Here is a 26,691-nt window from a genome sequence, read left to right on the forward strand (position 1 = left end):
ATTAACATTGTTTATTCGATATCAATGAAGTGAGAGGTAAGAAGTAAGAAAGGTTCATCGTTACACGAAAACATAACTTGCTCTTACTTCGTACCTCTTACTTCGAACCTCTTACTTCCTATTTCCTGCTTGACACCTCTGCTGGTACTTCGTGCCTCCTCCTTCAATACACTATCTATGGAAATAATTTCTTAACTGCCCCGAGTTCTCTCCATAATTCCAGCGGATCTGATCTGCTTTTCCATCGCCACTGATATCGGAAAAATAGAAGAATGTGTTCTCGCTTTGGGATGTTCCCCGCAACGTATGCACTGGTCCGTTAAAGGCGCCCCCTTCTGAATAGTATACTTTCAAATAACCAACATAGTTATCGGGGTTCCAGTATATTTTGTCGGCCCGGCCATCCCCGTTGAGGTCGGCAAAATAGAAACGGGTATTGCTCAAACCACTGGTGGCAGAATTGCTGAAGGAACTGTTGGCGGTAAAGCTGCCATCACCATCGGACAGATACACCATGGTTTTGCCCGAGTTAAGATCAGGATGCCATAAGATCTTATCGGCTTTGCCATCGCCGTTCACATCGGCATACCAGAACTGCGTTCCCACCGTAGTGCTGGCGCCTTCGGATCCATTTACAACGGTACCGCTGAAGCTGCCGCCGGAACTGGCCAGGTATACCCGGGTGCGGCCATTGTCAAAAGTGGCATTCCAATAGATCTTATCCGCCTTGCCATCTCCGTTCACGTCGGCAAAATGGTAAACGGTCGTGGCGCCGGCGCTGGTACCTTCAGGATTATCAATAGCTGTAGCGCTGAAATTACCGCCCGATGTGGCCAGGTAAACCAGGGTATGTCCGGCGTTCAGGGAAGGGTTCCAGCGCACCTGGTCGGCTTTGCCATCACCATTGATATCGGCATAATAGTAGCGGGTGGCCGACGAGGTGGATGCGCCGGCTGCATGGGTAACAGCGGTGGCCGCAAAGCTTCCATTACCATTCGAAAGGAAGACCCGCGGTTTGCCGCTGTCGAATGTATAGTTCCAGTATATTTTATCAGCATCTCCATCCCCGTCAACATCGGCAAAATTATATTTGGTAGCAGCACTGGCGCTGATGCCATTGACATCATTATGCCCGCTCCCGAAAATATAAGGAATAAAAGATGCCATGATGGGATAGTGATCGGAAGGCCACAGCGTTTGTCCGTTTACGGTAAAACTTTTGGTGATCACACTCGACGTGGTGAAGGCGAGGCTGCGGGGGCTCAGGATATAATCGATCTTGGAATCGCCCACTGCATCCCAGCCATGGAAAGTGGGATCGCCATCGGCTTCAAAAAGTGCGTCTACCATATTATAACCACTGGCATCTTTAATGATCGACATTTCTGCCGTGCCCGGCCTGGCATTAAAGTCGCCCAGGCAAATGACCGGCAGGTTGGCCGTGTTGTGATTTTGAATATTCAGTAATACCGTATCAGCATCGAGCTGGCGCTCCGCAGAGCTTAGGGTGGTCCAGTGACTGTTCACCACAAAATAGCTGTTGGCGGTATTCAGCTTGTCTTGCAGGATCACCCATTTGCCGGTGCGGATATCGGGGGTCATCATGGTGAACCAGCCTGCGTTGGTACGGGTAAAACGGGCATTTTTGTAGTAGATCGTTTTAGGCGAACCGTTAGAATAGCCGCTTTTATAATATCCATAGCCCGCTGCCGCCAGTTGGGTATTGAACCATTCTTCTATTTCGGTGACGGCAATTTCCTGCAGGCCTACGATATCTACATTATTCTCGAGGATGATCTGCAGGCAGTAATCTTTGCGAACATCCTGCGAGAAAGGATCGCCTGCAGCGTCGTTCCTGACGTTGAACGACATTACTTTGATGGGGTTCATGTCTGAAATATAGGTCTCGGTACTGGCGGTTCTTGCGCCTGCCTGGTCCCCGGGTGCGGCTTTCTGCTCTTCTTTGAAATGCTTTTTACAGGCGGCAAAACATAAAGCAAACAATAGTAACCAGGTTTTTGCTGTAATTGATACGCCATTTCTCCGGGGCAGGCGGATATAAGCCGCCGGCTGGCAGATTGAAACTCCTTTTTTCATGTTGACAGTGTTTTAGTTGGTCGTTTTTTGGTTTGATTGTTCAGTTTAGTGAAAAGGATAAACCATTATTGGTTGACAATAATTATAAGATGGGTGGAATTAAAAAGGCGGTTCGAACCTGGTGTTTGCCGGCTATATGCAAATAGGATCATGCACGGGTTACTGTATCAAAGTACGTGTAATTTAAGTTTAATAAACCTAAATGCTTTAGTTATTTAAGATAAATAAAGTTCCGGAAACAATCAATTAAACATTATTTAATCTGCGGGGGCTGGTGGTGGGGAGGTTTTTTGTCGTAGCGGAGATCAGTTATTCAGTTATTGAGTTGCTGAGTTCTTTAGTTCCTAAGTTATTAAGTTAAATACAGTCGCGAGGCCGAATAACTGAATAACTGAATAACTGAATAACTGAATAACTGAATAACTGAATAACTGAATAACTGAATAACTGAATAACTGAATAACTGAATAACTGAATAACTAAGAGACCGGCGGTTGTGCGTACCAGCTTAGCGCCCCCGTTGGACATTTATCAACCTGCGCTTTAATGGTTTCGGTATCGGCGCCTGTCATGGTTACCCAGGGTTTTGTTTTTAAGTTGAACACTTTTGGTAATTGCGTAACGCAGCGGCCGGAATGTTTGCAGAGCTCCGGTTTCCACACGACGGTTATCTCGTCATTGGTATATTTCAATTTCTTGTCAACATCTTCTTCATGATAGACATAACTTCTCACTTTGATATTGCCTTCGAGCAGTTTTGATACGGGGCATTGCTGCGCGATTTCCAGCAGCCTGTCTTTCTGTTCCGGCGTTACCCCCGCAGGAAATGAAATATCGCGGTCGATATAGGTAGTGAGGTTGTCTCCATCTTTTGTCTGGAACAGGTTGGCGTTCACTTTGATCTTGGGAATATTCCAGCCTTTTCTGTCGATATACATGCGCAGCGTGATGAGGGTACAGCTGGCCAGGGAAGATAATAATAATGTAAACGGATCGGGACCAGCGTCTTTTCCGCCCTGTTTTACCGGCTCATCAGCTATGAATTGTCCATTTCGCCATTCAATAACACAAGTGTACTTTTCTGTGCCAATAGTACCGTGCACCGGCTTTTGTAATTTGTATTCCATTTGGTTGCTTTTCGTGTTTCAGCAACAAATGTAATCAATAGGCAATTGTTTTAAACAATAGGCAAATAGACTCACCAAGGCTGCTACGGAGCTGCAGGCTGCCAGTGCATGAAATACAAAAATGCAACCCCTGAAATCTGGAACCTGAAATCTGGAACAGTTACGCGGCAACTGGTGACTGGAAACCGGAGACCGGAAATTGGTAACTGGTAGACCGGCAACCGGCAACTGGCAACCGGCAACCCTTAAAAATCCTTCCCATCCACATTATACAAATTATAGTCAGTCATCGGTGCATCGGTAAAGCCGAGGTTACGGCCAATGGTAATTACCTGTCCGCGGTGATAGGTGCTGTGATTGGCAGCATGCATGATGTATTCAAAATTCGGGAAGTCGCTCTGAAACCAGGGGCTCACGATCAGGGTGCGGTCCTGGATCATTGTATCGGTCATGGTGTTGATATAAGCAGCCAGTTCGCCCGATGTTTTCAGCAGGGCATTAAATACATCCTGCACCGTACCTGTAAACGCATCAAAGCTCTCCTGCGGTTCTTTTCTAATAATGGAAAGCCAGTAATGTTCCGTTTGCCAGATGTGTTGCAGCGTAAGCCGGATGCTGGGAAAACTGGAAGGCACTTCCTGCTCCAGGCTTGCCGCCGGTTTTGTTTTTAACCAGCTGATCAGTGCGCTGTTTGCCCAGAGGTTATAATTCGCATAGTTCTTCATTAAATAAGCGACAGGGGTTGTTGATGCTGTAGCGATGTTGTTGGTAGCCATAAGTTTGTTTTTAATTGTATTACAAAGAAAAGCAGGGGTAGTGACAACAGTATGTCAGCAGGGCGGCGGGCTTTTATATTCAAAAAATCTGGATTATCTTGGAGGCTGATACATTAATCTGTTATCTATGAAAACCATTGCATTCCTTCTTTTGGCCCTGGCGGCATTCGCCGGTAAAAGCTTTTGCCAGTCTGCCGAAGCAGCCGAATTCGGAGAAGATATCAAATCCTGGCTCAAAACGGGTGAACACAAAGTAGACGTTATGAGCATTAAAAACACCATAACGCCGCGGCAGACCGAACTCTCGAATAAAGTAAGACAGGCCATGCAAAAAAACGCAGCCTGGGTACGCGATTCACTGGCCTTCGTTACCGACTCCACGATCCTTTATGAGAAATTTGGATTGACCAAACAAGAGTTTGATGAATATATGCTGGGCGGGGAAGCCAAGCCAACGCCTGAGCTGGTAAAAACCGGTGATGAGACCCTGGTGATCAAACGTAAAAGGAACTCCCTCACTTTCAAGGGCACCGGCCGCCTGAGTGCATTGGATTCGCTTACCTACAACCTGGTATTGAATGAACCCCTATATAATGGAAAGGAACTTGATTTCAGCAATAAATCCGGTGCTGAGGATAGTAACAATCCATTTAAAACGCCCTGGAAAGGTTATCACTACACTTTTGAAGATTATGGCGATGTGCTGAATGATGATGCCCGGAATTTAACCGCAACCACCATCACCTTTGATATCGGCCGCCTGCAAACCGGCAAGACGATCATTATGTTCATGCTGATGAAGTTCGTGAATGGAAAAATGATGCAGAATGCCATCGCCATCGGCATGTTTGAGTAAGGATTAACCGTAACATAACATTAGTTAATAATATCGGTTATTTCCAAAACCCCACCTTGTTTTTGATCGGCTGATCGAAAATAAACTGCTGATTTGAGTATTTTATTACCCAATATTCCTGATTTTAGTCAGTAAACTGCATGAATTTTTGCTAAATGCGTATTAGCAAAAATGTTGATAACTTCTTTTTATCCACCGGTAATTCGCGTCAAATTCAATCTGGTTCTGCATTCATCCCTGTATGTATGAACCGATAACATTTTTTGAGGCATGTGGAATTGTGGAATTCCATCTCGTCTTTTTTATTTAAGGCCCTGCTTTTGCATAAGGCAATCGGGTTCCTTTTAAATGATAATGTCCCTTTTACAATTATAATAGCCATACTGGGGATTGAGTACTAAATCTAATACACGTGGGTGCGAGACATGAGTTGCTTCAGAGAGTATTTAGTCTATTTCCAATTTAATTAATCAACGATTGCTACTAACAGCACAAGCAGTATCTGTTTGTTAGTGCATCTTTTTGCTGAAACAAAATAAAACGTATGCAACGATCAACTTATGTGGTAATTATGGCTGGCGGTATTGGTTCACGATTTTGGCCGGTAAGCAGAACGGATTATCCGAAGCAATTCCTGGATATCTTGGGAACCGGGGAAACGCTGATCCAGCAAACCTTCAAGCGTTTCGATAAACTGGCGCCCGTTGAAAATATTTATGTAGTTACTTCTACAGATTATGCAGGCATTGTAGAAAAGCAATTGCCATTGCTGCCGAAAGAGAACATTTTAACGGAGCCTGAGCGAAAGAATACAGGGCCCTGCATAGCATATGCTTCTTTCAAGATCCTGCAAAAAGATTCCAATGCATCCATAATCGTTGCACCGGCTGATCATCTTATCCTCGATCAGCAGGAGTTTGAGCAGGTTTGTACCCGGGCCCTCCGGTTCGTGGACAAACACGATGCATTGCTTACTTTGGGCATCACACCTTCTTATCCCAATACGGGGTATGGCTATATCCAGTTCGACAAAAGCGCAAATAGCGACGGCGTTCATAAAGTGATCACATTCACCGAGAAACCAGATGCAGAGCGCGCTGCCCAGTTTCTTAGCAGTGGGGAATACCTGTGGAACTCGGGAATTTTTGTGTGGAAGGCCAGATCAATCGTTAGTTCAATTGAAAAATATCTTACCGATCTGTATCAATTGTTTAAAGAAAAAGAAAGCTGGCTTGGAACAAGTTTTGAGAGATTAATGATCACCGATATATACGCTGTATGCGAAAATGTGTCAGTTGATGTGGGGATCATGGAAAAAGCCACGAACGTTTATATAATTCCCGCCAGTTTCAGGTGGAGCGATCTTGGAACATGGAACAGCGCCTGGGAGAATATGGGAAAAGATGTACGCGATAACGCAGTGGCCGGAAGCAGTGTAATGGTAATTGATACAACACAATGCGTGGTACATGCTTCCGATGAGAAGCTGGTGGTATTACAGGGGCTGCAGAATTACATTGTGGTAGACACTTCAGATGTACTGTTGATCTGTCAGAAAGAAAAAGAACAGGACATCAAAAATTATGTAAGTGAAGTAAAAAAGACAAAGGGTGAACGGTATCTGTATTCTGTTAATAACAAATTAAAACCGACCCCTACAGGTGTTGAACGTGTTTATTAAATAGACTTTGCTTGTAAGCTGAAAATCATTCCTAAAGAAAAATATAAAAGAGCCGGCACATAAAATAAATAATACGAATAAGATAAATGTGCAAGCTTTTTGATATAAGACCCCCAAAATCCTGAATGTCCTATTGCTTGCTTATTAAAAACACCACCTTACCCTGGTTGTACCTGATTTGACAGGATCTGTGATCCCGTAGCGAAGCGTAAACAAATAATAGCTTATCAAGCACATTTAAAATTCAAATATGGGTTATAGGATGATTACGGCACTGCCACGTTTATGGCAGGCCCTGCGATACTTTTGTGTTGTGTTAATACTGCTGGCAAGCGTATCCTGTGTGAATACTAAAAAGGCAGTTTATTTTTCCGATCAGAAAAACGGCTCTTTTGCAGCGCCAACTGTTCCAAAACTGGTTATACAAAATAATGACCTGTTAAGTATTTCAGTGAGCAGTTTGAATCCCGAAGCATCGGCTGTATTCAATCAGGCCAATAACAATAATGCGCCGGGTGGTGCGGCTACATCAACGTCAACAACTACTACTGCCACCGGTTTCCTGGTCGATGGCAACGGCAATATTCAATTCCCTTTTTTAGGACAGGTAAAAGCGGCCGGACTAACAAAAGATGAATTGAAAGATCATCTCACCAAAACATTGCTGGATAAAAAACTGTTGGTAGATCCCATCGTAACAGTTCGTTTTCTAAACTTTAAAGTGACCGTATTAGGTGAAGTGGCTCATCCCACCGTAGTAACAGTTCCCAGCGAAAGGATCTCGTTACTGGAAGCCATTGGACTGGCGGGCGACCTCACTATTTACGCCAAACGCGATAATGTGCTGGTGATCCGTGATGAAGATGGCCAGAAGGTTACTCACCGCTTAAATCTTAATTCAACTGAGCTCTTTAATTCCCCATACTTCTATTTAAAGTCAAATGACGTAGTGTATGTGGAACCAAATAAATCAAAAGTAGCCAGCACAGGGCGGGCCCAGCTATGGTTACCAATTGTGTTTAGCGCTTTATCACTGGGTGTAATAGTAGTCGATCGTTTAACTAGATAAAATATATTTTATGCAGGTAACACACAAAAACGGACTGGAAGTGGAGAGTAAGGAAACCAGTTTTAGCCAATTATGGAACCGTTATGCTTCGAATTGGCCGTGGTTTGTATTGCTGTTGTTGCTCGCAGTAGGGGCGGCCACCGTGTATATGCGGTATGCCATTCCCAAATACGAATCCACAGCACGGTTATTGATCAAAGACGAGAAAAAAGGCGTAGAAGATTCCAAAGGCCTTGAATCCCTGAACCTGATATCTACAAAAAAGATATTGGAGAATGAAATGGAGGTGTTGCAATCCCGTACCCTGATCAAGGAAGTGGTAAACAACCTTCAGTTGTATGCTCCGGTGTATGAAGAACGGAAGATCAATACCTGGATGGAAAGCAACAAATGGTTATCCGCTAACGCCATCTCGAACTGGTTCACCAAAAAAGGTATTTCCCCCGGCGGGCTGCCGGCTTATACTACTTCGCCCATCACGGTGAAAGCACAAAGTCCTGACAGCTTGCGGGAAGTAAAGAAAGTACCTTTTACCTATGTCAAAAATGAAAAGAAAGTGATCATTGGCGTGGATAGCTTCCCCATTAACGAATGGGTAGCTACGCCCTATGGTACACTGCAGTTCGAGCCGAATACGCGCTTACAGGATACAGCGTATGTGCCTGGCGGACAGTTTTATTTTTCCCTAGAAAAACCGAAAAAGGCAATTGCTGATATCCAAAACCGACTGGTGATCGCATCGGCCAGTAAATTGTCTTCTATCCTGAATCTCTCCATTCGTGACGAAGTGCCCGAACGTGGAGAAGATATCCTGAATACTTTGCTGTCGGCTTACAATATTGCCATGCTGAAGGATAAAAATACCCTGGCAGCCAATACCCTGCGTTTCGTGGAAGACAGGCTGAACCACGTAGCCCGCGACCTGAGCAGTATAGAGAACAGGATCGAAAGATACAAATCGCAGCAGGAAGCAGTGAACGTGAGCGAGCAAGGCAAATTGTTCCTGGAGAATGTAAGCGCCAATGACCAGAAGCTGAGCGAGATCGAGATGAAGATCGCTGTGCTGAACCAGGTAGAGAATTATGTAAAGCAAAAAGATAATAAGAGCAGCATCGCGCCTTCAACACTGGGCGTAACTGACCCCGTATTATCGAACCTGCTCGATAAATTATATGAGCTGGAACTGGAATATGAAAAGAAGAAAGCCACTACGGCCGAGAACAACCCTTTGCTGGCCTCTGTGGGCGACCAGATCAACCGGATAAAACCGGGTATCCTGGAAAACATCCAGAACCAGCGGCAGAGCCTGGAAGCCAGCAAAGCAAACCTGGCCAACACCAATAGCTCTTATACATCCGTATTACAAACCATTCCCAAAAAGGAACGCGACCTTATAGAGATAAGCCGTCAGCAAAGCACCATGCAAAGCATTTATGCTTTCCTGTTGCAAAAGAAAGAAGAGACGGCGCTTTCCTATGCGGCCAATGTATCTGACAGCCGCGTGGTTGACAAAGCCTCTACGACCGTAGCGCCGGTTAGTCCGAAAAAGCCGATCGTGTATGCCATAGCGGTGATCGTAGCCCTGGCTTTGGGTATTGTTTGGATAACGCTGCGGGAATTGTTCAATAAGAAAATAATGTATCGCCAGGATATCGAGCGGCTGACCGCACATCCGGTGATCGCAGAAATTTCACAGGATAAGACCAAGAATCCGATCGTGATCGGTGGCGCCAACAGCCGCACCTTCGTAGCAGAGCAGTTCCGCAAACTGCGCGTGGCGCTGAATTACCTGGGTATCAATACCACGCATAAAAAGGTGATGGTTACCTCCGGGATCTCGGGAGAAGGCAAAAGTTTCATTGCTACCAACCTTGCGTTGAGCATGGCCATGACCGGTAAGAAAGTCGTGTTGCTGGAAATGGACCTGCACAGCCCGGCGATCAGCGAATACCTGAATATAAAATCAGAGGTCGGCATCTCCAGTTATTTGCTGGGAACGCGCGAACCCGAAGAGATCATCAAACGCACTGAAATAAACGAGAACTTGTTCTTTGTGCCTGCAGGCCCATTGTCTGGCAGTCCCACAGAACTCTTAATGAGCAGCCGCCTGCCAGAGCTGCTGAATTACCTGGATGGCATCTTTGATTATATCATCATCGATACGGCGCCGGTTGGTCCGGTAACCGATGGCTACATTATATCGCCTTTCTGCGATGCCACATTATATGTGATCAGGCACCGGCATACACCGAAAGTGCTGGTAGAGCAGATCGATAAGAACAGCAAAGTGAATATCCTGAAGAATATGGGCATTGTATTTAATGGTATCCGTCCGCGCGGATTTGGTAAACACCATTACGGCTACGGATACGGGTATGGCGATGGGTATGCCTATAAAGAGAAGAGAAAGAAAAAGACATCTTTTAAACCGGTATAGATCGGATAAACAAGTCCCCCGCCTTGCGGAGGGCTTACGCTGAAACCGCTCCTGAAGTTAGGTGGCCGGCCGCTCCCGGTAGTGACTGGAAAGCGGACGACCACCTCCCAAAACCAAGTACATATTGAAGATCAATTGCCAGTTACAGGGTCTGTAACTGAGTTGGGCGGAGCCTGTTTTTAATACAAACTTAAATGAAGCATATGGATACGAATAAGAAATGGTATGCCGTGTACACGCGGCCGCGCTGGGAAAAGAAGGTAGCCGATCTGCTGACGAGAAAGCACATTGAGAATTATTGTCCCTTGAACAAAGTGGTTCGTCAGTGGGCCGACAGGAAGAAACTTGTTTTAGAGCCTTTATTTACATCCTATGTTTTTGTGCATGCGACGCCTCAGGAGCATCTGGCCATAAAGCAAACCGATGGTATTTTGAATTTTGTGTATTGGCTGGGGCAACCTGCTGTTATCCGCGATGAAGAGATCGAAGCGGTAAGACAATTCCTCGACGAATACCATAATATTCAACTAGAAAAGATCCATGTTAATATGAACGACCGGGTTAAAATTTCAAGCGGTCCATTAATGGCGCAGGAAGGTGATGTGATAGAAGTGAGAAGTAAAACCGTGAAAGTGCAGCTCCCTTCCCTCGGTTACGCGATGGTAGCCGAAGTAGAAAAAACAAATGTCGAGATAATACCTATCACCAGTTCTTACACCAATAACTATATCTATAATGCACTTTTCAGATAAGATCTATGTAGCGGGCCACCGTGGAATGGTGGGCAGCGCCATTGTCAGAAAGTTGACTGCAGCCGGTTACACCAACATCATTACCCGCAGTTCGGCAGAGCTCGATCTGCGCAGCCAGGAAGCTGTGGCTGAGTTCTTCGAAACAGAACAGCCGGATTATGTATTCCTGGCGGCTGCCAAAGTAGGCGGCATTGTTGCCAATAATACCTGGCGGGCCGATTTTCTTTACGATAACCTGATGATCGAGTGCAATATCATTCACCAGGCGTATGCAGCCAATGTGAAGAAATTGCTGTTCCTCGGTTCTTCCTGCATTTATCCAAAAATGGCCCCCCAGCCATTGAAGGAAGAATACTTATTGTCGGGGCATCTCGAAAAGACCAATGAGCCCTATGCGATCGCAAAGATCGCCGGGATCAAATTATGTGAAGCTTACCGCGACCAGCATGGCTGCAATTTCATTTCCGCCATGCCGACCAACCTGTATGGGTTCAACGACAATTACGATCTGCAGAGCAGTCATGTGCTGCCCGCCCTGATCAGGAAATTCCATGAAGCCAAAGAACGGAACGAAGCACAGGTAGTGATCTGGGGCACCGGCGCGCCATTACGGGAGTTTATGCATGCCGATGACCTGGCCGATGCCTGTGTATTCCTCATGAAAAATTATAACGACAGAAGCACGATAAACGTGGGAGTGGGTGAAGATATCAGCATTATACAGCTGGCTGAAATGATCAAAAAAATGGTGGGCTTCGAAGGCCGCATCGTACTGGATGCAACCCGGCCCGATGGTACCCCCCGCAAGATCCTCGACGTAAGCAAACTGCATGCGTTAGGCTGGCGGCATAAGATATCATTACAGGAAGGCTTGCAGCAGGTGTATGAAGATTATGTATCTACACAAAAACAGCAGTTCGAAGAAAGCATCCACAACTGATCGATCACGATTCACCACTCTCAAAAAAACAAAACATGAAAACAGCACTTATAACAGGCGTTAACGGCCAGGACGGCGCTTACCTGGCAGAATTATTATTAGAGAAAGGATACATGGTACATGGTATCAAAAGGCGTTCATCGCTTATCAATACCGATCGGATCGACCACCTGTACCAGGATCCACATGAAAAAGACGTACGTTTTCGTCTTCACTATGGCGATATGACCGACAGCACCAATCTTATTCGCATCATCCAGGAAACACAACCCGATGAAATTTATAACCTGGCGGCCATGAGCCATGTTAAAGTGAGCTTTGACACGCCTGAATATACAGCCAATGCCGATGGCATTGGAACCCTGCGCCTGCTGGAAGCGATCCGCATCCTGGGTCTGGAGAAAAAGACCCGCATCTACCAGGCCTCTACTTCTGAACTCTATGGCCTGGTGCAGGAAGTACCGCAGAAAGAAACCACGCCATTCTATCCACGCAGTCCCTATGCAGTAGCCAAATTATACGCCTACTGGATCACGGTCAACTACCGCGAAGCCTATGGCATGTACGCCTGCAATGGCATTTTATTCAACCATGAAAGCCCGTTGCGTGGTGAAACCTTCGTGACCCGCAAGATCACCCGTGCAGTAGCGGCTATTGCCCTCGGCTTACAGGATTGTTTATACCTGGGTAACCTCAATGCACGGCGCGACTGGGGCCATGCCAAGGATTATGTGGAAGCCATGTGGAAGATCCTGCAACAGGATACACCGGAGGATTTTGTAATTGCCACCGGCATTACTACCGAAGTGCGCGAGTTTGTGAGAATGGCATTTGCCGAAGTGGGCATGGTGATCGAATTCCGCGGCGAAGGCGTGAATGAGAAAGGGTATGTGGCCGCCTGCAACAACGAAAATTACCAGGTAGAGATCGGGAAGCAGGTGGTATCTGTTGACCCGGAATATTTCCGGCCTACGGAAGTTGAATTACTGATTGGCGATGCTACGAAAGCAAAAACAAAACTGGCATGGGAACCGAAATACGATCTGCCGATGCTGGTGAAGGAAATGGTAGAAAGCGATGTAAAAGAATTTGAAAAGGCCGGTAAAGTACAATTTGAACATTTGATCAGCTGATAAGGGCAAACCGTGCCACGGTTCACGACCGTGGCATGGTTGACCAGTCAAAATATAACATATGAAATCACTGATGGTGGTTTTAACCGCCGCAGCTCTTGTAATATTCATTGTATTATTACTGTCAAGCAGGCATCCCCGGCGTACATACCTGTTATTCATGTTGTACGCCATGCCTGTTATTGATCTGAAGGTTACGCCCTGGCAATTTGGTAGTTTATCCTTGTTCGATGCCTGCTCTTATGTGATGCTTTTCTGGCGCTACAAGGATTTCCTGAGCGTTTATAAACCGAACCAATATTATTTCGGTGGTTTCTGTACCCTGATCTTCCTGTTATTGCTGGGCAGCCTTACCTCATCGTTCATTACCAATTCACTACTCACCATCTTATCGGTGTTTCCGGTGTTCATCTATGCCCGCCTCCTGATGGTGGAATGTATGCAGAACAACCGGTTCCTCGCCAAAATGGTGAAGGGTTTACAGATAGCGTGTTTGGTATCGATGGCTTTCCTGGCCGTACAGCTGGTGGTGGGGCTTGAATTCCGCTTTTATGCCGAGTTGAATCAGAATACGCTCGACAGCAACGGGATTCGTTATCCGAGTTATTTCCACGATTCACAGAAGTATGCACAGTTCCTGGCCATGCTGAGCTTTTTGTTCCTGATAAATTACCGGAACATCCAGCGGCCGAATATCAAGAACCTGTTGCTGTTCCTGTCAGTGGCGGTAGCCATGTTCTTGACCGGGGGGCGGTCGGCCTTCCTGGGATTGAGCGCCGGCGTTTTGTTCCTCCTGTTATTTGCCGGTGTACAATACAAAAAATATATTATTGCGGGTTGCCTGGCCGGTGGTCTGGTGATCGCCTTCTTTTCACAGTCCCTGATCATGTTCAACCGGAAAGATGATTTCAATAATTCCTTTGACTTCAGGGCCAGCATCTGGCAGGAAGCCTACGACATTTACAAAGCCCATCCTTTCCTGGGCATCGGTATTGGCAATTACAAAGATTATGTGTCTAAATTCTCTCAGGACCAATACCTGATCCTGGAAGATGAGATCGTTTTTTTGGATCAGCCTGAAAATGGTTATTTAAAGATCCTCACTGAATTTGGCGCCCCGGGTTTCCTGGTGGTGTTTGCCCTGATCCTGGGTGCAGCAGTAGGTGCTGTGCGGGCCTGGGTGAAAAAACAGGCCAATGGGATTGTATTGTTATTTATAGCACCGATCATCAGCTGGCTGGTATCCTTTGTATCGCTGTATTCCATTACCGATAGAAGGAACCTAATCGTGCTGGTAAGCCTTTGTACACTCCTGATCTATTTATCAAATCGCTCAAAAATTGTTGATGAAGAACAACCTGATGCAGCATACGGTGAGCCTGTTTAAGTCGCGGTTAATAAAGAACAGTTTCTGGGGCATTGCAGCCAATGGCCTGCAAAGCGTTTTGCTCAGTTTATTTTTTGTGATCATAGCGCGTAAATACACCACAGGTGAATTTGCCTTCTTCTTAATTGCGAATACCATTTACCAGTTCCTGGCTGCTTTTTCAACCCTGGGGCTGGGGCAGTGGTTTACGCGTGAACTGGTTGATATCACCGATAAACAACAGCTGGTAAGCCGCTTCATCAAGATCCAATTATACAGCGGTGTTTTCTTTTATCTCTGCAGTATCGGGGTTGCATTTCTCCTGTACCAGGAAGCCACTTTGCAATACCTGATCGTATTGCTGGGGGTGAACATCATTTTCGATAATATCATTTACGCCATCAAGGCCCTGAACGTGGCAGAGTTCAACCAGAATAAGACATTCATCATTTTGATCATCGATTCCATACTCAAATTCGCGATCGGTTGCTTGCTGTTTATTTTTCCGTTTTCGATCATGACCATGGCCATACTGCTGATCGGCGTACGGTTCATTACCTTAAATTTCTTCCTGGCCTTTGGTTCCTCGCGCACCATGAACATGCGAACCTTGTGGAACTATCCGCTGGCCTGGAGCGAAGTGAAAAAGATCGTCTTTGCCAACTGGCCATTTATCATCATTGGCAGTGTATCCATCGCCTACTGGCGCATTTCCAACATTATTATTTCCAAAACACTGCCTTTGACAGATGTAGCCCATTTTGAGATCTCCTTCCGGGTATTTGCCATTGCGCAGATCCTGCCGTTGATCGTATCCATGTCGGTATTCCCGGCGCTGGTGCAACAATTTAAAACAGGGTCTGTTGCTGATTTCAGGAATTACTTCGGCAAAGTGTTCAACTATTATTTACTGTTCGGGCTGTTCACTTATACATTTATTTACTCTTTCGCCGATACGTTAATTCCCTGGGCTTTTGGAAGCACCTATATGGAAACCGGCACATACACCAAGGAAATGTTCCTGACCATTTTGATCTTTCCTACCGCCCTGCTGCAGGCCAATGTGCTGGTGGCAATGAATATGGAAAGAGCCGATATGTGGTTCAATGTGGTGAGCCTGATCCTGAACGTGGTCTTTTGCCTGGTTGGTTTTATGTTCGTTAAAAACCTTACTACGGTTAACCTTGCTATATTTTTCTCTTTCCTGATATTTCATATTTGCCAGGATGCCCTGTTGATCCGGAAGGGAATGGTAACTATCGGGCATGTATTGAAGTTTTATTTGCTGACCGCATTACTGGTGGGTACATATATTTTGTTATCGTACAAAGTTCCGCCCGTAGCCTTATTCACCAGCTACTGGCTATTGCTGGCGCTGGCCTTTATAAAGCTGCCGATCGCCAGTTTCCAGTTCCCGGCGCTCAGTCAATCCCAAACCAGAAAATAGTTTACCATGACAGTTGTGTATTACATGCAGGTTGCCTTTTTGGACGTGTCTATTGAATTGGTCAATGTATTGAAAAAGCATGTGCAGTTACATGTGTTGATCGAGCTGACGCCGCATGGCAAGAATATGACGATCCTGGAGATCGATCGCTTTCCCGAAGGGAAAACCATGGTGAAACCGGAAGAGATCCTGACCAAACAAAGTTATGAGAACCTGAAAACTTATTTTGATGGAACGGCGAGTGTGCATTTCGTGATCCACCCGCACCGCACCGGATTTTCCTATAGCACCTTACAGGTATCTTTCAATGTATGGAAATTCGTGCGGCAGTTCAAACCGGATATCATTCATTTTGAGACCTTCAGTTTACGGGCGATCGGGATGTTGTTCTTCCTGAAAGCTTTTAAAAATGTTTGCATCACCATTCATGACCCCGTACCACATACCGGCGAAGACAGCTGGAAGGTGAGCCTGCCCCGAACTTTTTTCTTCAATATGCCGGTAAAAAAGAAATACCTGTTCTATTCGCGCTTTGCAAGAAAGCAGTTTGAAGAGCATTATAAAAAACATAATAAACAAACGGAAGTGTTGCAGATGAGCCCCTACGGCTATCTGAAGAAGGTGGTGAAAAAGGAGGAGGCAGCAAAAAAGCATATTTTATTCTTTGGCCGTTTGTCCTCTTACAAAGGCATCGATGATCTGTTAGCTGCCATGCCGGATGTGTTCAGGGAATTTCCCAATGAAAAACTCATCATAGCCGGCAAACGGCACCCCGGTTTTGACCTCGACGAAAGCACCATCAATGCGTATACGCATAATATTACGCTGATGGAGAAACATATTCCCAATGATGAGCTGGCGCATTTGATCCAGGAGGCCAAGTTCATCGTATGCCCGTACAAAGACGCCACACAAAGCGGGGTATTGATGACGGCCTTTGGGTTGAATACGCCGGTGATCGCCACCAATGTGGGCTCTTTCCCCGAGTTTATAGATCACAATGTGAACGGATTGCTGGTTCCGCCCAATGATCCGGTGAAGCTTGCGGAAGGTATACGTTTTGCATTGCGAAATGATCATTATAAAACCCTGGCGGAAAATATCAATAGCAATAAGGTGGAAGATCTGTGGAACAGGAATACCGAAATATTGCTTCGTGCGTATGCTTCCTGATCTTCCCACTCACAATAACCATACACTGTTATGAATTTCTTTTCATTTATTACCCAGGACTGGGCTGCCAATAACGACAGTGCAAAAGGGCGCGTGATCATGCTCTTGTTCAGGATCGCCAACTTCTGCACTACCCGTAAAATTTATTATTATCTCGGTTTTCCCTACCGGGTTTTTTACAAGATCCTGGTTGAATGGATCTTTTGTATTGAAATTCCCTGGAATGCCCGCATTGGCCGCGGCCTGCGCATTTATCATGGCCAGGGCCTGGTGCTGAACAGCCAGGTAGTGATCGGTAATAACTGCACGCTTCGCCACTGTACCACTATCGGTAATAAACAAAGGCCAAACGGGGTGCTGACCGGCTCACCGGTGATCGGTGATTATGTGGAAGTAGGAAGTAATACCTGTATCATTGGCGATATCACCATTGGCGATCATGTGACCATTGGTTGCGGTTCGGTAGTGACCAAAAGCATGCCTGCCAATGCAGTAGTGGTGGGCAATCCCGCTGCACCCATTAAAACCCGCCTCCAGGCGGTGGAAGTGGCTTGAACCAATTGGGAATAAGCAATAGACAATAGGCAATAAACAATAAGCAATTGGCAATAGGCAATAAGCAATTGGCAATAGGCAACAATAACCAATAGGCAATAGGCAATGGACAATAGGCAATAAATAGTAGACAATAAGCAAGAAGCAACAGACAGGAAACAACAGGTAAAAAGATCAGCAGCTAACAATCGGAATCATCAAAGCTCGAACTCCTTGCCAATTGCCAACCGATTCTTTCTGGCCAACAAACAGCTAAATCTCATGAAGAAAGTTTTATTAAGTGCGTATGCCTGCTCACCTATTAAAGGAAGTGAGCCTGGTAACGGATGGAGCTGGGCGCTTAACCTCGCCCTGCAGGGATATGAAGTATGGTGCCTGACAAATGTAGAAGACAAGGAGGCAACGGAGAAAGAACTTCGCCGCCTCGCTTTACCCAACCTGCACATTGTTTGTGTGGAGCTGGCCTACAATCTCGACAAAATGTTGTTGAACACTTCTTCCAAGACCATTTACCTGCATTATTATTTGTGGCGTAAGAAAGCAGCCCGCATTGCCATGCAAATGCATAAGGAAAAACATTTCGATGTAGCGCATCACGTAACCTTCGGCAGCTTTCAGCAGGGCACATTTTTATGGAAGTTAAAAGATACCCGCATCATTTTTGGGCCGGTAGGCGGCGGACAGGAAGCACTGCCTGCCTTTAAAGAATATTTCGGACCGGCCTGGAAGATCGAAAGGATCCGCAGCCTGATCTCGAACCTGAGCATCAGGTTCAGTGCAAACCTGAAAAATACGGTGTCGCGTTCTGACCATATTCTGGTAACCAACCAGGATACGGCCGACATTGTTCAGAAGCTCAGAAAAACGCCCCGCAACAATGTGCACCTCGTGCTCGATAACGCCATCCCTTTATCGATGCAGAATATCCAATACATTGAACGTGCACCCGGCAAAACCCTGAATTTATTATGGGTTGGCCGCATGTTACCAAGAAAGGGCCTGAACCTCATTCTGCATGCGTTATCCCTGGTGCCTGAAGAAGTTGATTACACCTTCACCATTGTTGGTGGTGGCGAACTCTATCCTTTTTTGCAAAGCTGGATAGATCAATACGGTCTTGATCCGAAACGCCTGCGCATCCTCGGGCAAATACCCTTTCATGAAGTGGTGCATCACTATGAACAGGCTGATGTGTTTATTTTCTGTTCACTGCGTGATTCCTGTCCGGCCCAGTTAAATGAAGCGATGGCCTTTGGCCTGCCGGTGATCACGCTCGATATCCATGGTTCTGCGTTGGCGGTTAGCAATGAGTGTGGCATTAAGATCAAGCCCACCACAAAAGAGAAAACAGCGCTTGATATTGCCGAGGCAGTCACCACCATGTACAAGAATCCTGAACTAAGAAAACAATTTTCCCGGAATGCATACAACTATGCGAAGGGAAATACCTGGGAACGTAAAGTGAATTTAATAACCTCTCAATTCTACAATTAATGGCTCATCGGATTTTGGTGGGCGTGCCACCTAAACACCATGTTCTTTTATCGCGTGACGAGATCGACGGGTTTACCGATCTGGGGTATACCTGTAAACCGGTTTCGTATGGCCGCAATGATTCATCCGCCGGCAAACTGAATAAATTATGGGGCGTTGTTGTAAAGGCATTCAATATCGTAAAAGAGCTGTATGCCTTTTCCCCGGATATCTTATACCTGAATTCCCGCTTCGAACCGGTGGGTACCACCCGGGATTTCATTACAGTACTGATCATTAAATTATTCTATTTCCGCAAGGTAAAGATCGTGATCAAAACGCATGGATCGGATATCTCGATCCTGCAAAGCCAGTCATTTTTCTACCGCAGGCTGGTGATCCCTTATTTGCGGCAACATGTAGATGCCTGGTTCTTTTTGTCGAGTGAAGAGAAAGAACTGGTACGGCAGTATGATGCCGGCCTGGCAAGGAAAATATTCATCACGGCCAATATTGTCGATCCGGGCCGCTCGGTAGCCTCCGTGGAATTCCGGGAAAAATATGCGCTCGATGAAAACAAGTTCAAGGTATTGTTTGTGGGGCGTATCGTAAGAGAGAAAGGCGTCTTCAGTTTGTTACAAAGCATACCCAGGCTTGGGTGTAAGGAAGAATGCCAGGTGATCTTTGTAGGCGATGGTCCTGATATGAACGCCTTGAAAAAAGAGGCAGAGGCATTAAAGATCACAAAGTATGTTCGTTTCGCGGGTTTTATTCCCGATCACGAATGCGATCATTTTTATGCCAATGCCGATATCCTGGCTTTCCCCACTTTTTTCAATGAGGGCTTTCCGATGGCGCTGTTCAAGTCCGTGGCTGCCGGTTTACCGGTGATCACTACCCGCATCAGGGCTGCCAAGGATCATTTGTCATCACCCGACAATGCATTATGGGTAGATGGCGAATCGCCGGAAAGTGTAGCCACAGCCATTGACACCTTATACAATGATCATGCATTGCGTAAAACCATGTCGAACAACAACCGGCAGATCGCAGTGAAATTTACCCGCCGCGAGGTGTGTGCCGGCATGCATCAGGTCATGATGGCCATTTAAATATACCTAAGCGCACCGTTCAACTACTTATACATTATAACCCCTGAAAATAATCAATATGTCGATGCTAAATGTAATCAGGCAATTCAGAGATCTTTTGCTGCGTAAGGTCCTCTACAGGCGTTACAGCATAGCGGAAGGGTTTCATGCCGGTTTACGGGTCCGGATCTGGGGCAGGGACAAAGTAGTGATCGGGCGTAATTTTTATATAGGCAGGGATTCCTTCATCGAAGCAGATGTAGTGATAGGGGATAATGTCATGTTCGGTAACCGGGTGGCTATTGTCGGGCGGTATGATCATCATTACCAGCTGCCCGGCGTGCCCATCCGGCTTGCACCGCAGGTGCGGGATCCGAAATACAACTGGAAGGGCATCGGTTTGGTAACCACCATTGAAGATGATGTATGGATCGGTTATGGCTCAACGGTGATGGGCGGTGTTACCATCGGTGAAGGAAGTATCATTGGCGCCGGATCGCTGGTGACCAAAGATGTAGAACCCTATTCCATCTATGCAGGTGTTCCGGCCAAAAAGATCAGGGGCCGCTTCGACAATGCCGTAGACCTGCAAACGCATTTGAAACTGGTTAAATCAAAATATTACGGCAAACTGTAAAATTCATTCCTTAAAATACTTCAGGTATGGAACGGAAAAGTATCATCAACTTCGGAATTACAACAGGCAATTATTCTTCTTTCGTCAATAACATTGTTACGATGGCGCATCAAAAGCAGTCGGCTAATGTATGCGTTGCCAACGTACATATGTTCATTGAAGCGTATAAAGATCAATCCTTCAATAAAGTGATCAACGATGCTACCATGGTAACGCCCGATGGTAAACCGCTGACCTGGGTATTGCGGTATGTATATGGCATCAGGCAGGACCGCGTAGCGGGTATGGACCTGTTACCGGATCTGTTACAGCAGATGATGTTGAAAAAGCTGCCGGCTTTCTTTTACGGCGGTACGCCGGCCTTACTCGAGAAAACGGAGAATTACCTGAAATATGCATTTCCCGATCTGCCTATCGCCGGTATGTACAGTCCGCCTTTCCGCCCGGCTACCAAAGAAGAAGAAGATAAACTCGTTGAAAAGATCAACAGCTCGGGTGCGGCTGTAGTGCTGGTGATACTGGGTTGTCCAAAACAGGAAAGATGGATGGCTTCCATGAAAGGAAGGATCAAAGCCGTAATGATCGGGGTAGGAGGCGCCTTACCTGTTATGGTGGGCATGCAGAAGCGCGCCCCGGCCTGGCTGCAGCATATGGGGCTGGAATGGTTGTTCCGCCTGATGCAGGAACCCCGCCGCCTTTTCCGCCGCTATGTGATTACCAACTCCCTGTTTATTTATCTGTTCTTCAAGAAAATATTCATGGTGCGGAGAATGGGTAAGTTGACGAGCTGATAAGGTTAATAACATTAACAGAATAACAGAGTAGATATAGTTGATAGCAATGGAAGTACGAAGTATGAAGTACTTGTGTTTCCTCTCCATTGTTTATTGGCAATTCACGATAAAATGAGAATGTATGAATAGCAGATTTTTGCGCCATTTGCAGTTGACCTTGCTGGCGATGGACCTGATGGCAATTAACCTGGTGTTCTTTACAGCCCGGTTCTTTTTCCAACGGGAAATGCTGATAGAGGCATACATTGAATATACTTACTTCGGTGTTTATTTAACAGTTGCCTGGCTGGTGGTTGCTTTTTCAGGCAATGTATACCATGAACGGAATATATTTTCCTTTGAATTGTTTGCAGGACGCTCAACGCGGGCCTTTCTCTATTTCCTGCTCATGATCTGCGGATTCCTGTTCTTCTCGCATTTCTTTATCATTTCGCGTTTATTTATTGCCACCATCATATGTGGTATTCCCTTACTGCTGGCCTGTAACCGGTTCTTGTACCTGGCTATATACCATTATTTCAAGAAGAAAGATTTCTTTTCCCAAAAAGTAGTGGTGCTGGGCTATAATGATCTGTCGCGCCGGCTGGTCGATTACCTCGAAGAAGATGGCGTAAACAAAGAAGTGATCGGTTATTGTGAGGAAGTGGAGAACATCCATGAATTATCGCGGTATCCCATTCTCGGCAATATCAATGGGGCGCTGGATGTTTGCAAGCGCTATGGTGCTACGGAAATTTATTCTACCATCGTTCCCGAACAGAATCCGGGTATCTACCGGCTGATCCAGAAAGCCGATCAGAATTGCATCCGTTTCCGAATAGTGCCCGATATCGGCGCTTTGGTAAAACGCCAGGTATATATCGATTACCTGAATGAGATCCCGGTGATGTCGCTGCGTAAAGAGCCGCTGGATGATCTGGGCAACAAGATCAAGAAACGCCTGTTCGACATTGTGGTAAGCTCGCTGGTGACCGTGTTCATTCTTTCCTGGTTGATTCCGCTGATCGGACTGCTGATCAAACTGGAATCAAAAGGACCGGTTTTCTTCCGGCAGCAGAGGAGCGGGCAGGACAATAAAAGCTTCTGGTGTTTGAAGTTCAGAAGCATGAAGGTGAACGACAATGCAAATACCATGCAGGCAACGCGCAACGATGCCCGTATTACCAAACTGGGCCAGTTCCTGCGCCGCACCAGCCTTGATGAGTTTCCGCAATTCCTGAATGTATTGATGGGCGACATGAGTATTGTGGGACCTCGTCCGCATATGTTGAAACACACAGATGATTATTCCAAGATCATCGACGAATATATGATCCGTCAGTTCCTGAAACCCGGCATTACCGGCTGGGCACAGGTGAATGGTTTCCGGGGTGAGACCAGGACACTCGATCAAATGAAGAAGCGCGTGGAGTATGACCTCTGGTATATGGAGAACTGGAACATGTGGCTGGATATTAAGATCATGTTCCTGACGGTATTTAACACTATAAAAGGGGAAGAAAATGCATTCTAAGACAAACGCGACAAAGGTTAGTAAGTACAGATTGGAAGGGGTTGGTAAAACATTGTTGTTTGTCGGCCTGCTCATTGTTACCGGTATCTTTTGTGAATGGCCCAATTTTCATCCCGAGAATTATTTCGGCGCCGGTTACCATTGGTGGCTGGATATGCTCTGCCATGGCGGGTATTATTTTGTGATCACCATATTCCTGTACATCCTGTTTTGCAAGGGCCGCAATAAAGGTGTTTTCTGGATAGCGGTGTTGTTATCATCCTACCTTTTTGAAATGCTACAATCATTTGTACCCGGAAGATCAGTTTCCCTCTTGGATATGACCAGTAATTTCCTGGGCATATCCCTGGCTACATTGATGTGTTCACTTGTTTACAGATAATTTGTTTTTGTTTCCTTATCCGTTTTTCACTTCTACGATTGCTGCCGAACCAAAACTGCTATTCCTATCTTAACCGGCCACCTGTTTAAGTTCGAGTTCATTATTTGCCCGATAATTTCAGGTTATGTGTAACCTGGTTTGGACGAGTACATTAATGCAAAAAACAATTATCTGAATGATGAGACCACGGATCCTGTTCATAGTTCAGCTTCCGCCACCCATTCATGGAGTAACTGTTATGAACCAGTATACGGTTGATAACCCGGGATGGAAGGGCAAGTATGACGTAAAAACCTTACCGCTGCATTTTGGCCAAACACTGGATGACATTGGAAAAATAACACCACGGAAACTGCTTCACCTGGTGGGTTTTATTTTCCGGCTCTGCCGGATCCTGATCACCTACAGGCCATCCCTGGTATATTTTACGATCGTTCCCACCGGAAAGATCTTTTACCGCGATGCGCTGTTCACGGCGATCATTAAGTTATTTTGCCGCCGCATCATTTTCCACCTGCATAAAAAAGGTATTGAGGAGATGGCTGCCGGTTCCCGCTATAAAAGATGGCTCTTGCGCAAGACCTTTAAGGGCATAAAGGTGATCTGTTTGTCAGAGAAACTAACGGCAGATATCCGTTCGATATATGATCCGAAACCTTTTATTCTTCCCAATGGTATTGAGATCATGCAAAAACGCATTATGGAACATGATAATGCGCGGCCAAGGATCCTGTACCTCTCGAATCTTGTAATTGGCAAGGGCATAGAAGTTTTCCTGCAAAGCCTGGTAGAACTGCATAAGCAGGGCTGCCCTTTTCATGCAAGGGTAGTAGGTGCACCGGTTGATTACAGTATTGAGCAGGCAAAAGCATATTGTGCAGCCGGTGGTATAACACACCTGGTTGATGTGGTGGGCCCGCGATTTGGCGCCGACAAATTCGAAGAACTGGAAAGGGCGGATATTTTTGTGCTGCCCTCATTTTCTGAATGCGTTCCATTATCCATCCTTGAAGCCATGCAGTTTGGCGTACCCGTGGTTGCTACCTGTGTAGGCGGTATTCCGGATATTTTACAGGATGGTGTAAATGGCCTGCTGGTTCCGCCCGGCAGTGTAAAGGACCTGACCAACCGGTTGAAACAATTATTGTCAAATAAAAATGCCCGCCTGCAAATGGGTTATAGTGCCCGCGAGCGGTTTATGCAGAAATATACCCTGTCGAAATTCTATGACGGACTGACCGGTATTTTTGAACAGGTGCTGCACGATAAGAAAAGGAACTAAGCGATGCTTCATCGGTGATATTCTTTATATTAGTGTTGGGGAACAAAAACCTCAACATACCATGAAGCTATACAAAACAGGCAAAGGGATCTTATTACAGTTTAAAGAGGAATTTTATGTGTTGCAGCACGATTGGGATACACTGATCAACCGGGATAATTTATACGCTTTTTTGCTGGAAGAGTATCTGAATGGAAAAAAAGTTAGCACTGAGCAGGCTGAAGAATGGCACCGTGCGTATTTACTGCCGCCTATTGGTTCGCAGGAAGTGTGGGCTGCAGGTGTTACTTATTTGCGAAGTCGGGACGCGCGGATGGAAGAGTCAAAAGACACAGGCGGGGCCGACTGTTATTCACGCGTGTACGAAGCAGAGCGTCCCGAATTATTTTTTAAAGCATTGCCCCACCGCGTATCGGGCCACCAGCAAACCGTTTACATTCGAAAAGATTCAAGCTGGAATGTGCCCGAGCCGGAACTGGCTCTGTACATCAACGCCGCCGGTGTCATTCAGGGCTACACCATTGGCAACGATATGAGCTCCAGAAGTATCGAGGGCGAAAATCCATTGTATCTTCCACAAGCCAAAGTATACGAAAAAAGCGCCGGGCTCGGGCCCTGCCTCTATGTTCCTGAACAGCCTATCAATGGGGAAACGGGTATTTATATGACCATACATCGCAATGAAGCGAAAATGTATGAAGGCAGCACTACCATCAGCCGCATGAAGCGAACATTAACCGAGCTCGTATCTTATCTCTATCGGGAATGCGATTTTCCCACCGGCTGTTTCCTGATGACCGGTACCTGCCTGGTGCCGCCGACAGACTTTACTTTACAAGCCCGTGATCGCGTTACGATTAGCATCGATGGTATTGGTACCCTCGTGAATTTTATAGATGTAAAGGGCGGGATCTAACGCAGGCAGAAATACCAGACCCATGCCATATATAGGGGTTGAAAGAACAGGCGTGATATATTGTAGAGAGTAGGTTTCGCTGTGGACACATATATATTTGCCGGAAACACGGCTACTAATAAGAGCAGGAGGCCATAGGCGGCCAGTGTGCGCGTAGGGCCGAACAACAAGAGAATGCCCAGGATGATCTCAGCAGCGCCGCTGAGATAATTCATGGCTTCCCGGTATGGCCAGTGGGGTGGGATCATGGCGAGCAGTTTTTCCGGCTTTAGAAAATGACTGATGCCTACCAGCACAAACATGGCTGATAACGCAAATGCGCCTTTATCGGCTAAAGTAGATAACCAACTACCGCCCGAGGCCAGGCTGATCAAAAAGCCGATGCCAAAAAATGCTATTAGTCCGATCATGAATGCCATACAACCAAATTTTATCATACAAAATTGGCAATAGCTGTTTGCAATACCATTAACCTGCGTTAAAAAGCCCGGGCCCTTCATTAACATAGGTTAACCGCGGGCCGATCGCGCGGCGAGTTTATTTCTTATACGGCTGAGGCTGGGGGCCTGAATGCCGAGGTAAGATGCGATATAATGTTGTGGCAGCCTTTCCAGGATCTGCGGCTGCGTTTCTAACAATTCAAGATATCTTTCTTCAGCAGTTTTCAGTAATAAAGACTTATAAGAATTCATGGCCACCAGGTACACATATTCTGCAATAAGGCGGCCGAAGCGTTCATACTGTGCGCCCATACTATACAATTGCTGCATGTTGTTATAGGACAAACAAAATACCTCACTATCTTCCAGTGCTTCTACATTGTTGGCGGCCGGTTTCCGGGTCAGAAAGCTTTCATAATCGCCGATCCACTGCCCTTCGAACATAAAATGGCCGGTCTGTTCCCGCTCCTGGTAAGTAAAATACAATCTGAATGCTCCTTTATGCACAACGGCCATCTCATGGGCTACCTGGCCTTCCTTTACAAAAAAATCATGTTTGGCTATGGTGCGGTGTTCCAGCTTGCTGATAAAAAATACCATTTCCTCCTCGGTGATCGAGGGCATGATGCGTTGTAGAGATTGTTTGATGATCGTAAACATGACTTGCTGTTTCTGCTTGCAAGTTACAGGTTTCGGGGGAGCAGTCGGTTACCGGTTGCAGGTCGCCAGTTACCGGTTGCCAGTTGCCGGTTAC

24 protein-coding genes are annotated in these 26,691 nt (G+C 46.1%); 19 read left to right on the forward strand and 5 right to left on the reverse strand.

Annotation, left to right across the window (positions count from 1 at the left end):
* Positions 1-171: 171 nt before the first annotated feature.
* The 3 genes from JT717_RS18030 to JT717_RS18040 all read right to left on the reverse strand — a co-directional run bounded on the left by JT717_RS18030 (position 172) and on the right by JT717_RS18040 (position 4,000).
* Positions 172-2,097: an FG-GAP-like repeat-containing protein gene (locus JT717_RS18030; RefSeq protein ID WP_240348220.1), complete on the reverse strand. Its 1,926-nt coding sequence runs from the start codon at positions 2,095-2,097 to the stop codon at positions 172-174.
* A gap of 479 nt (positions 2,098-2,576) precedes the next feature.
* Complete coding sequence (locus JT717_RS18035; protein ID WP_205512131.1) at positions 2,577-3,224, reverse strand: (4Fe-4S)-binding protein; 648 nt, start codon at positions 3,222-3,224, stop codon at positions 2,577-2,579.
* Between the two features lie 245 nt (positions 3,225-3,469).
* Positions 3,470-4,000, reverse strand: a complete 531-nt coding sequence (locus JT717_RS18040) for a DinB family protein (RefSeq protein ID WP_205512133.1) — start codon at positions 3,998-4,000, stop codon at positions 3,470-3,472.
* Between the two features lie 127 nt (positions 4,001-4,127).
* On the opposite strand from JT717_RS18040, the gene JT717_RS18045 reads away from it, so the two are divergent.
* The 19 genes from JT717_RS18045 (at position 4,128) to JT717_RS18135 (ending at position 25,497) form a co-directional block, all read left to right on the forward strand.
* A complete protein-coding gene (locus tag JT717_RS18045) occupies positions 4,128-4,856 on the forward strand; it encodes a hypothetical protein (RefSeq protein ID WP_205512135.1) in 729 nt (242 codons plus the stop codon).
* 544 nt (positions 4,857-5,400) lie between these two features.
* Positions 5,401-6,537 carry a mannose-1-phosphate guanylyltransferase gene (locus tag JT717_RS18050; protein WP_205512137.1) on the forward strand — a complete coding sequence of 379 codons (1,137 nt, stop codon included), beginning with the start codon at positions 5,401-5,403 and terminating at the stop codon, positions 6,535-6,537.
* 250 nt (positions 6,538-6,787) lie between these two features.
* A complete protein-coding gene (locus JT717_RS18055) occupies positions 6,788-7,606 on the forward strand; it encodes a polysaccharide biosynthesis/export family protein (protein WP_205512139.1) in 819 nt (272 codons plus the stop codon).
* Positions 7,607-7,616: 10 nt separating this feature from the next.
* Positions 7,617-10,043 carry a GumC family protein gene (locus JT717_RS18060; protein ID WP_205512141.1) on the forward strand — a complete coding sequence of 809 codons (2,427 nt, stop codon included), beginning with the start codon at positions 7,617-7,619 and terminating at the stop codon, positions 10,041-10,043.
* A 203-nt stretch (positions 10,044-10,246) separates the two neighbouring features.
* Positions 10,247-10,795 (forward strand): UpxY family transcription antiterminator, encoded by a 549-nt coding sequence (locus tag JT717_RS18065; protein ID WP_205512142.1) that lies wholly within the window; start codon positions 10,247-10,249, stop codon positions 10,793-10,795.
* Complete coding sequence (fcl, locus tag JT717_RS18070) at positions 10,779-11,735, forward strand: GDP-L-fucose synthase (protein WP_205512144.1); 957 nt, start codon at positions 10,779-10,781, stop codon at positions 11,733-11,735. The genes JT717_RS18065 and fcl overlap by 17 nt, the downstream gene beginning before the upstream one ends.
* Positions 11,736-11,770: 35 nt before the next feature.
* Positions 11,771-12,868, forward strand: a complete 1,098-nt coding sequence (gmd, locus tag JT717_RS18075) for a GDP-mannose 4,6-dehydratase (protein ID WP_205512146.1) — start codon at positions 11,771-11,773, stop codon at positions 12,866-12,868.
* A 61-nt stretch (positions 12,869-12,929) separates the two neighbouring features.
* Entirely contained in the window at positions 12,930-14,255 is a 1,326-nt protein-coding gene (locus tag JT717_RS18080; RefSeq protein ID WP_205512148.1) for an O-antigen ligase family protein, read from the forward strand.
* Positions 14,215-15,681, forward strand: coding sequence for a lipopolysaccharide biosynthesis protein (locus tag JT717_RS18085; protein ID WP_205512150.1), 1,467 nt, complete (start codon positions 14,215-14,217; stop codon positions 15,679-15,681). The genes JT717_RS18080 and JT717_RS18085 overlap by 41 nt, the downstream gene beginning before the upstream one ends.
* A gap of 6 nt (positions 15,682-15,687) precedes the next feature.
* Entirely contained in the window at positions 15,688-16,854 is a 1,167-nt protein-coding gene (locus JT717_RS18090; protein ID WP_205512152.1) for a glycosyltransferase family 4 protein, read from the forward strand.
* Positions 16,855-16,884: 30 nt separating this feature from the next.
* Positions 16,885-17,409, forward strand: a complete 525-nt coding sequence (locus JT717_RS18095) for a serine O-acetyltransferase (RefSeq protein ID WP_205512154.1) — start codon at positions 16,885-16,887, stop codon at positions 17,407-17,409.
* Between the two features lie 261 nt (positions 17,410-17,670).
* Positions 17,671-18,903, forward strand: a complete 1,233-nt coding sequence (locus JT717_RS18100; protein WP_205512156.1) for a glycosyltransferase family 4 protein — start codon at positions 17,671-17,673, stop codon at positions 18,901-18,903.
* Positions 18,903-19,994 (forward strand): glycosyltransferase family 4 protein, encoded by a 1,092-nt coding sequence (locus JT717_RS18105; RefSeq protein ID WP_205512158.1) that lies wholly within the window; start codon positions 18,903-18,905, stop codon positions 19,992-19,994. The genes JT717_RS18100 and JT717_RS18105 overlap by 1 nt, the downstream gene beginning before the upstream one ends.
* Before the next feature lie 58 nt (positions 19,995-20,052).
* Positions 20,053-20,610 (forward strand): acyltransferase, encoded by a 558-nt coding sequence (locus JT717_RS18110; RefSeq protein WP_205512160.1) that lies wholly within the window; start codon positions 20,053-20,055, stop codon positions 20,608-20,610.
* 26 nt (positions 20,611-20,636) lie between these two features.
* Positions 20,637-21,401: a WecB/TagA/CpsF family glycosyltransferase gene (locus tag JT717_RS18115; RefSeq protein WP_205512162.1), complete on the forward strand. Its 765-nt coding sequence runs from the start codon at positions 20,637-20,639 to the stop codon at positions 21,399-21,401.
* A 124-nt stretch (positions 21,402-21,525) separates the two neighbouring features.
* Entirely contained in the window at positions 21,526-22,917 is a 1,392-nt protein-coding gene (locus JT717_RS18120; protein ID WP_205512164.1) for an undecaprenyl-phosphate glucose phosphotransferase, read from the forward strand.
* Positions 22,907-23,299: a VanZ family protein gene (locus JT717_RS18125; RefSeq protein ID WP_205512166.1), complete on the forward strand. Its 393-nt coding sequence runs from the start codon at positions 22,907-22,909 to the stop codon at positions 23,297-23,299. The genes JT717_RS18120 and JT717_RS18125 overlap by 11 nt, the downstream gene beginning before the upstream one ends.
* 175 nt (positions 23,300-23,474) lie before the next feature.
* Complete coding sequence (locus JT717_RS18130) at positions 23,475-24,581, forward strand: glycosyltransferase family 4 protein (protein ID WP_205512168.1); 1,107 nt, start codon at positions 23,475-23,477, stop codon at positions 24,579-24,581.
* Between the two features lie 61 nt (positions 24,582-24,642).
* Positions 24,643-25,497 (forward strand): fumarylacetoacetate hydrolase family protein, encoded by an 855-nt coding sequence (locus JT717_RS18135; protein ID WP_205512170.1) that lies wholly within the window; start codon positions 24,643-24,645, stop codon positions 25,495-25,497.
* On the opposite strand, the gene JT717_RS18140 is transcribed toward JT717_RS18135, so the two are convergent.
* Positions 25,494-25,916 (reverse strand): DoxX family protein, encoded by a 423-nt coding sequence (locus tag JT717_RS18140; RefSeq protein WP_205512172.1) that lies wholly within the window; start codon positions 25,914-25,916, stop codon positions 25,494-25,496. The two genes, JT717_RS18135 and JT717_RS18140, sit on opposite strands and share 4 nt — an antisense overlap.
* Before the next feature lie 90 nt (positions 25,917-26,006).
* A complete protein-coding gene (locus JT717_RS18145; RefSeq protein WP_205512174.1) occupies positions 26,007-26,597 on the reverse strand; it encodes a Crp/Fnr family transcriptional regulator in 591 nt (196 codons plus the stop codon).
* Between the last annotated feature and the right edge of the window lie 94 nt (positions 26,598-26,691).

The organism is Longitalea arenae, assembly GCF_016924755.1.
Classification (GTDB): Bacteria; Bacteroidota; Bacteroidia; order Chitinophagales; family Chitinophagaceae; genus Niastella; species Niastella arenae.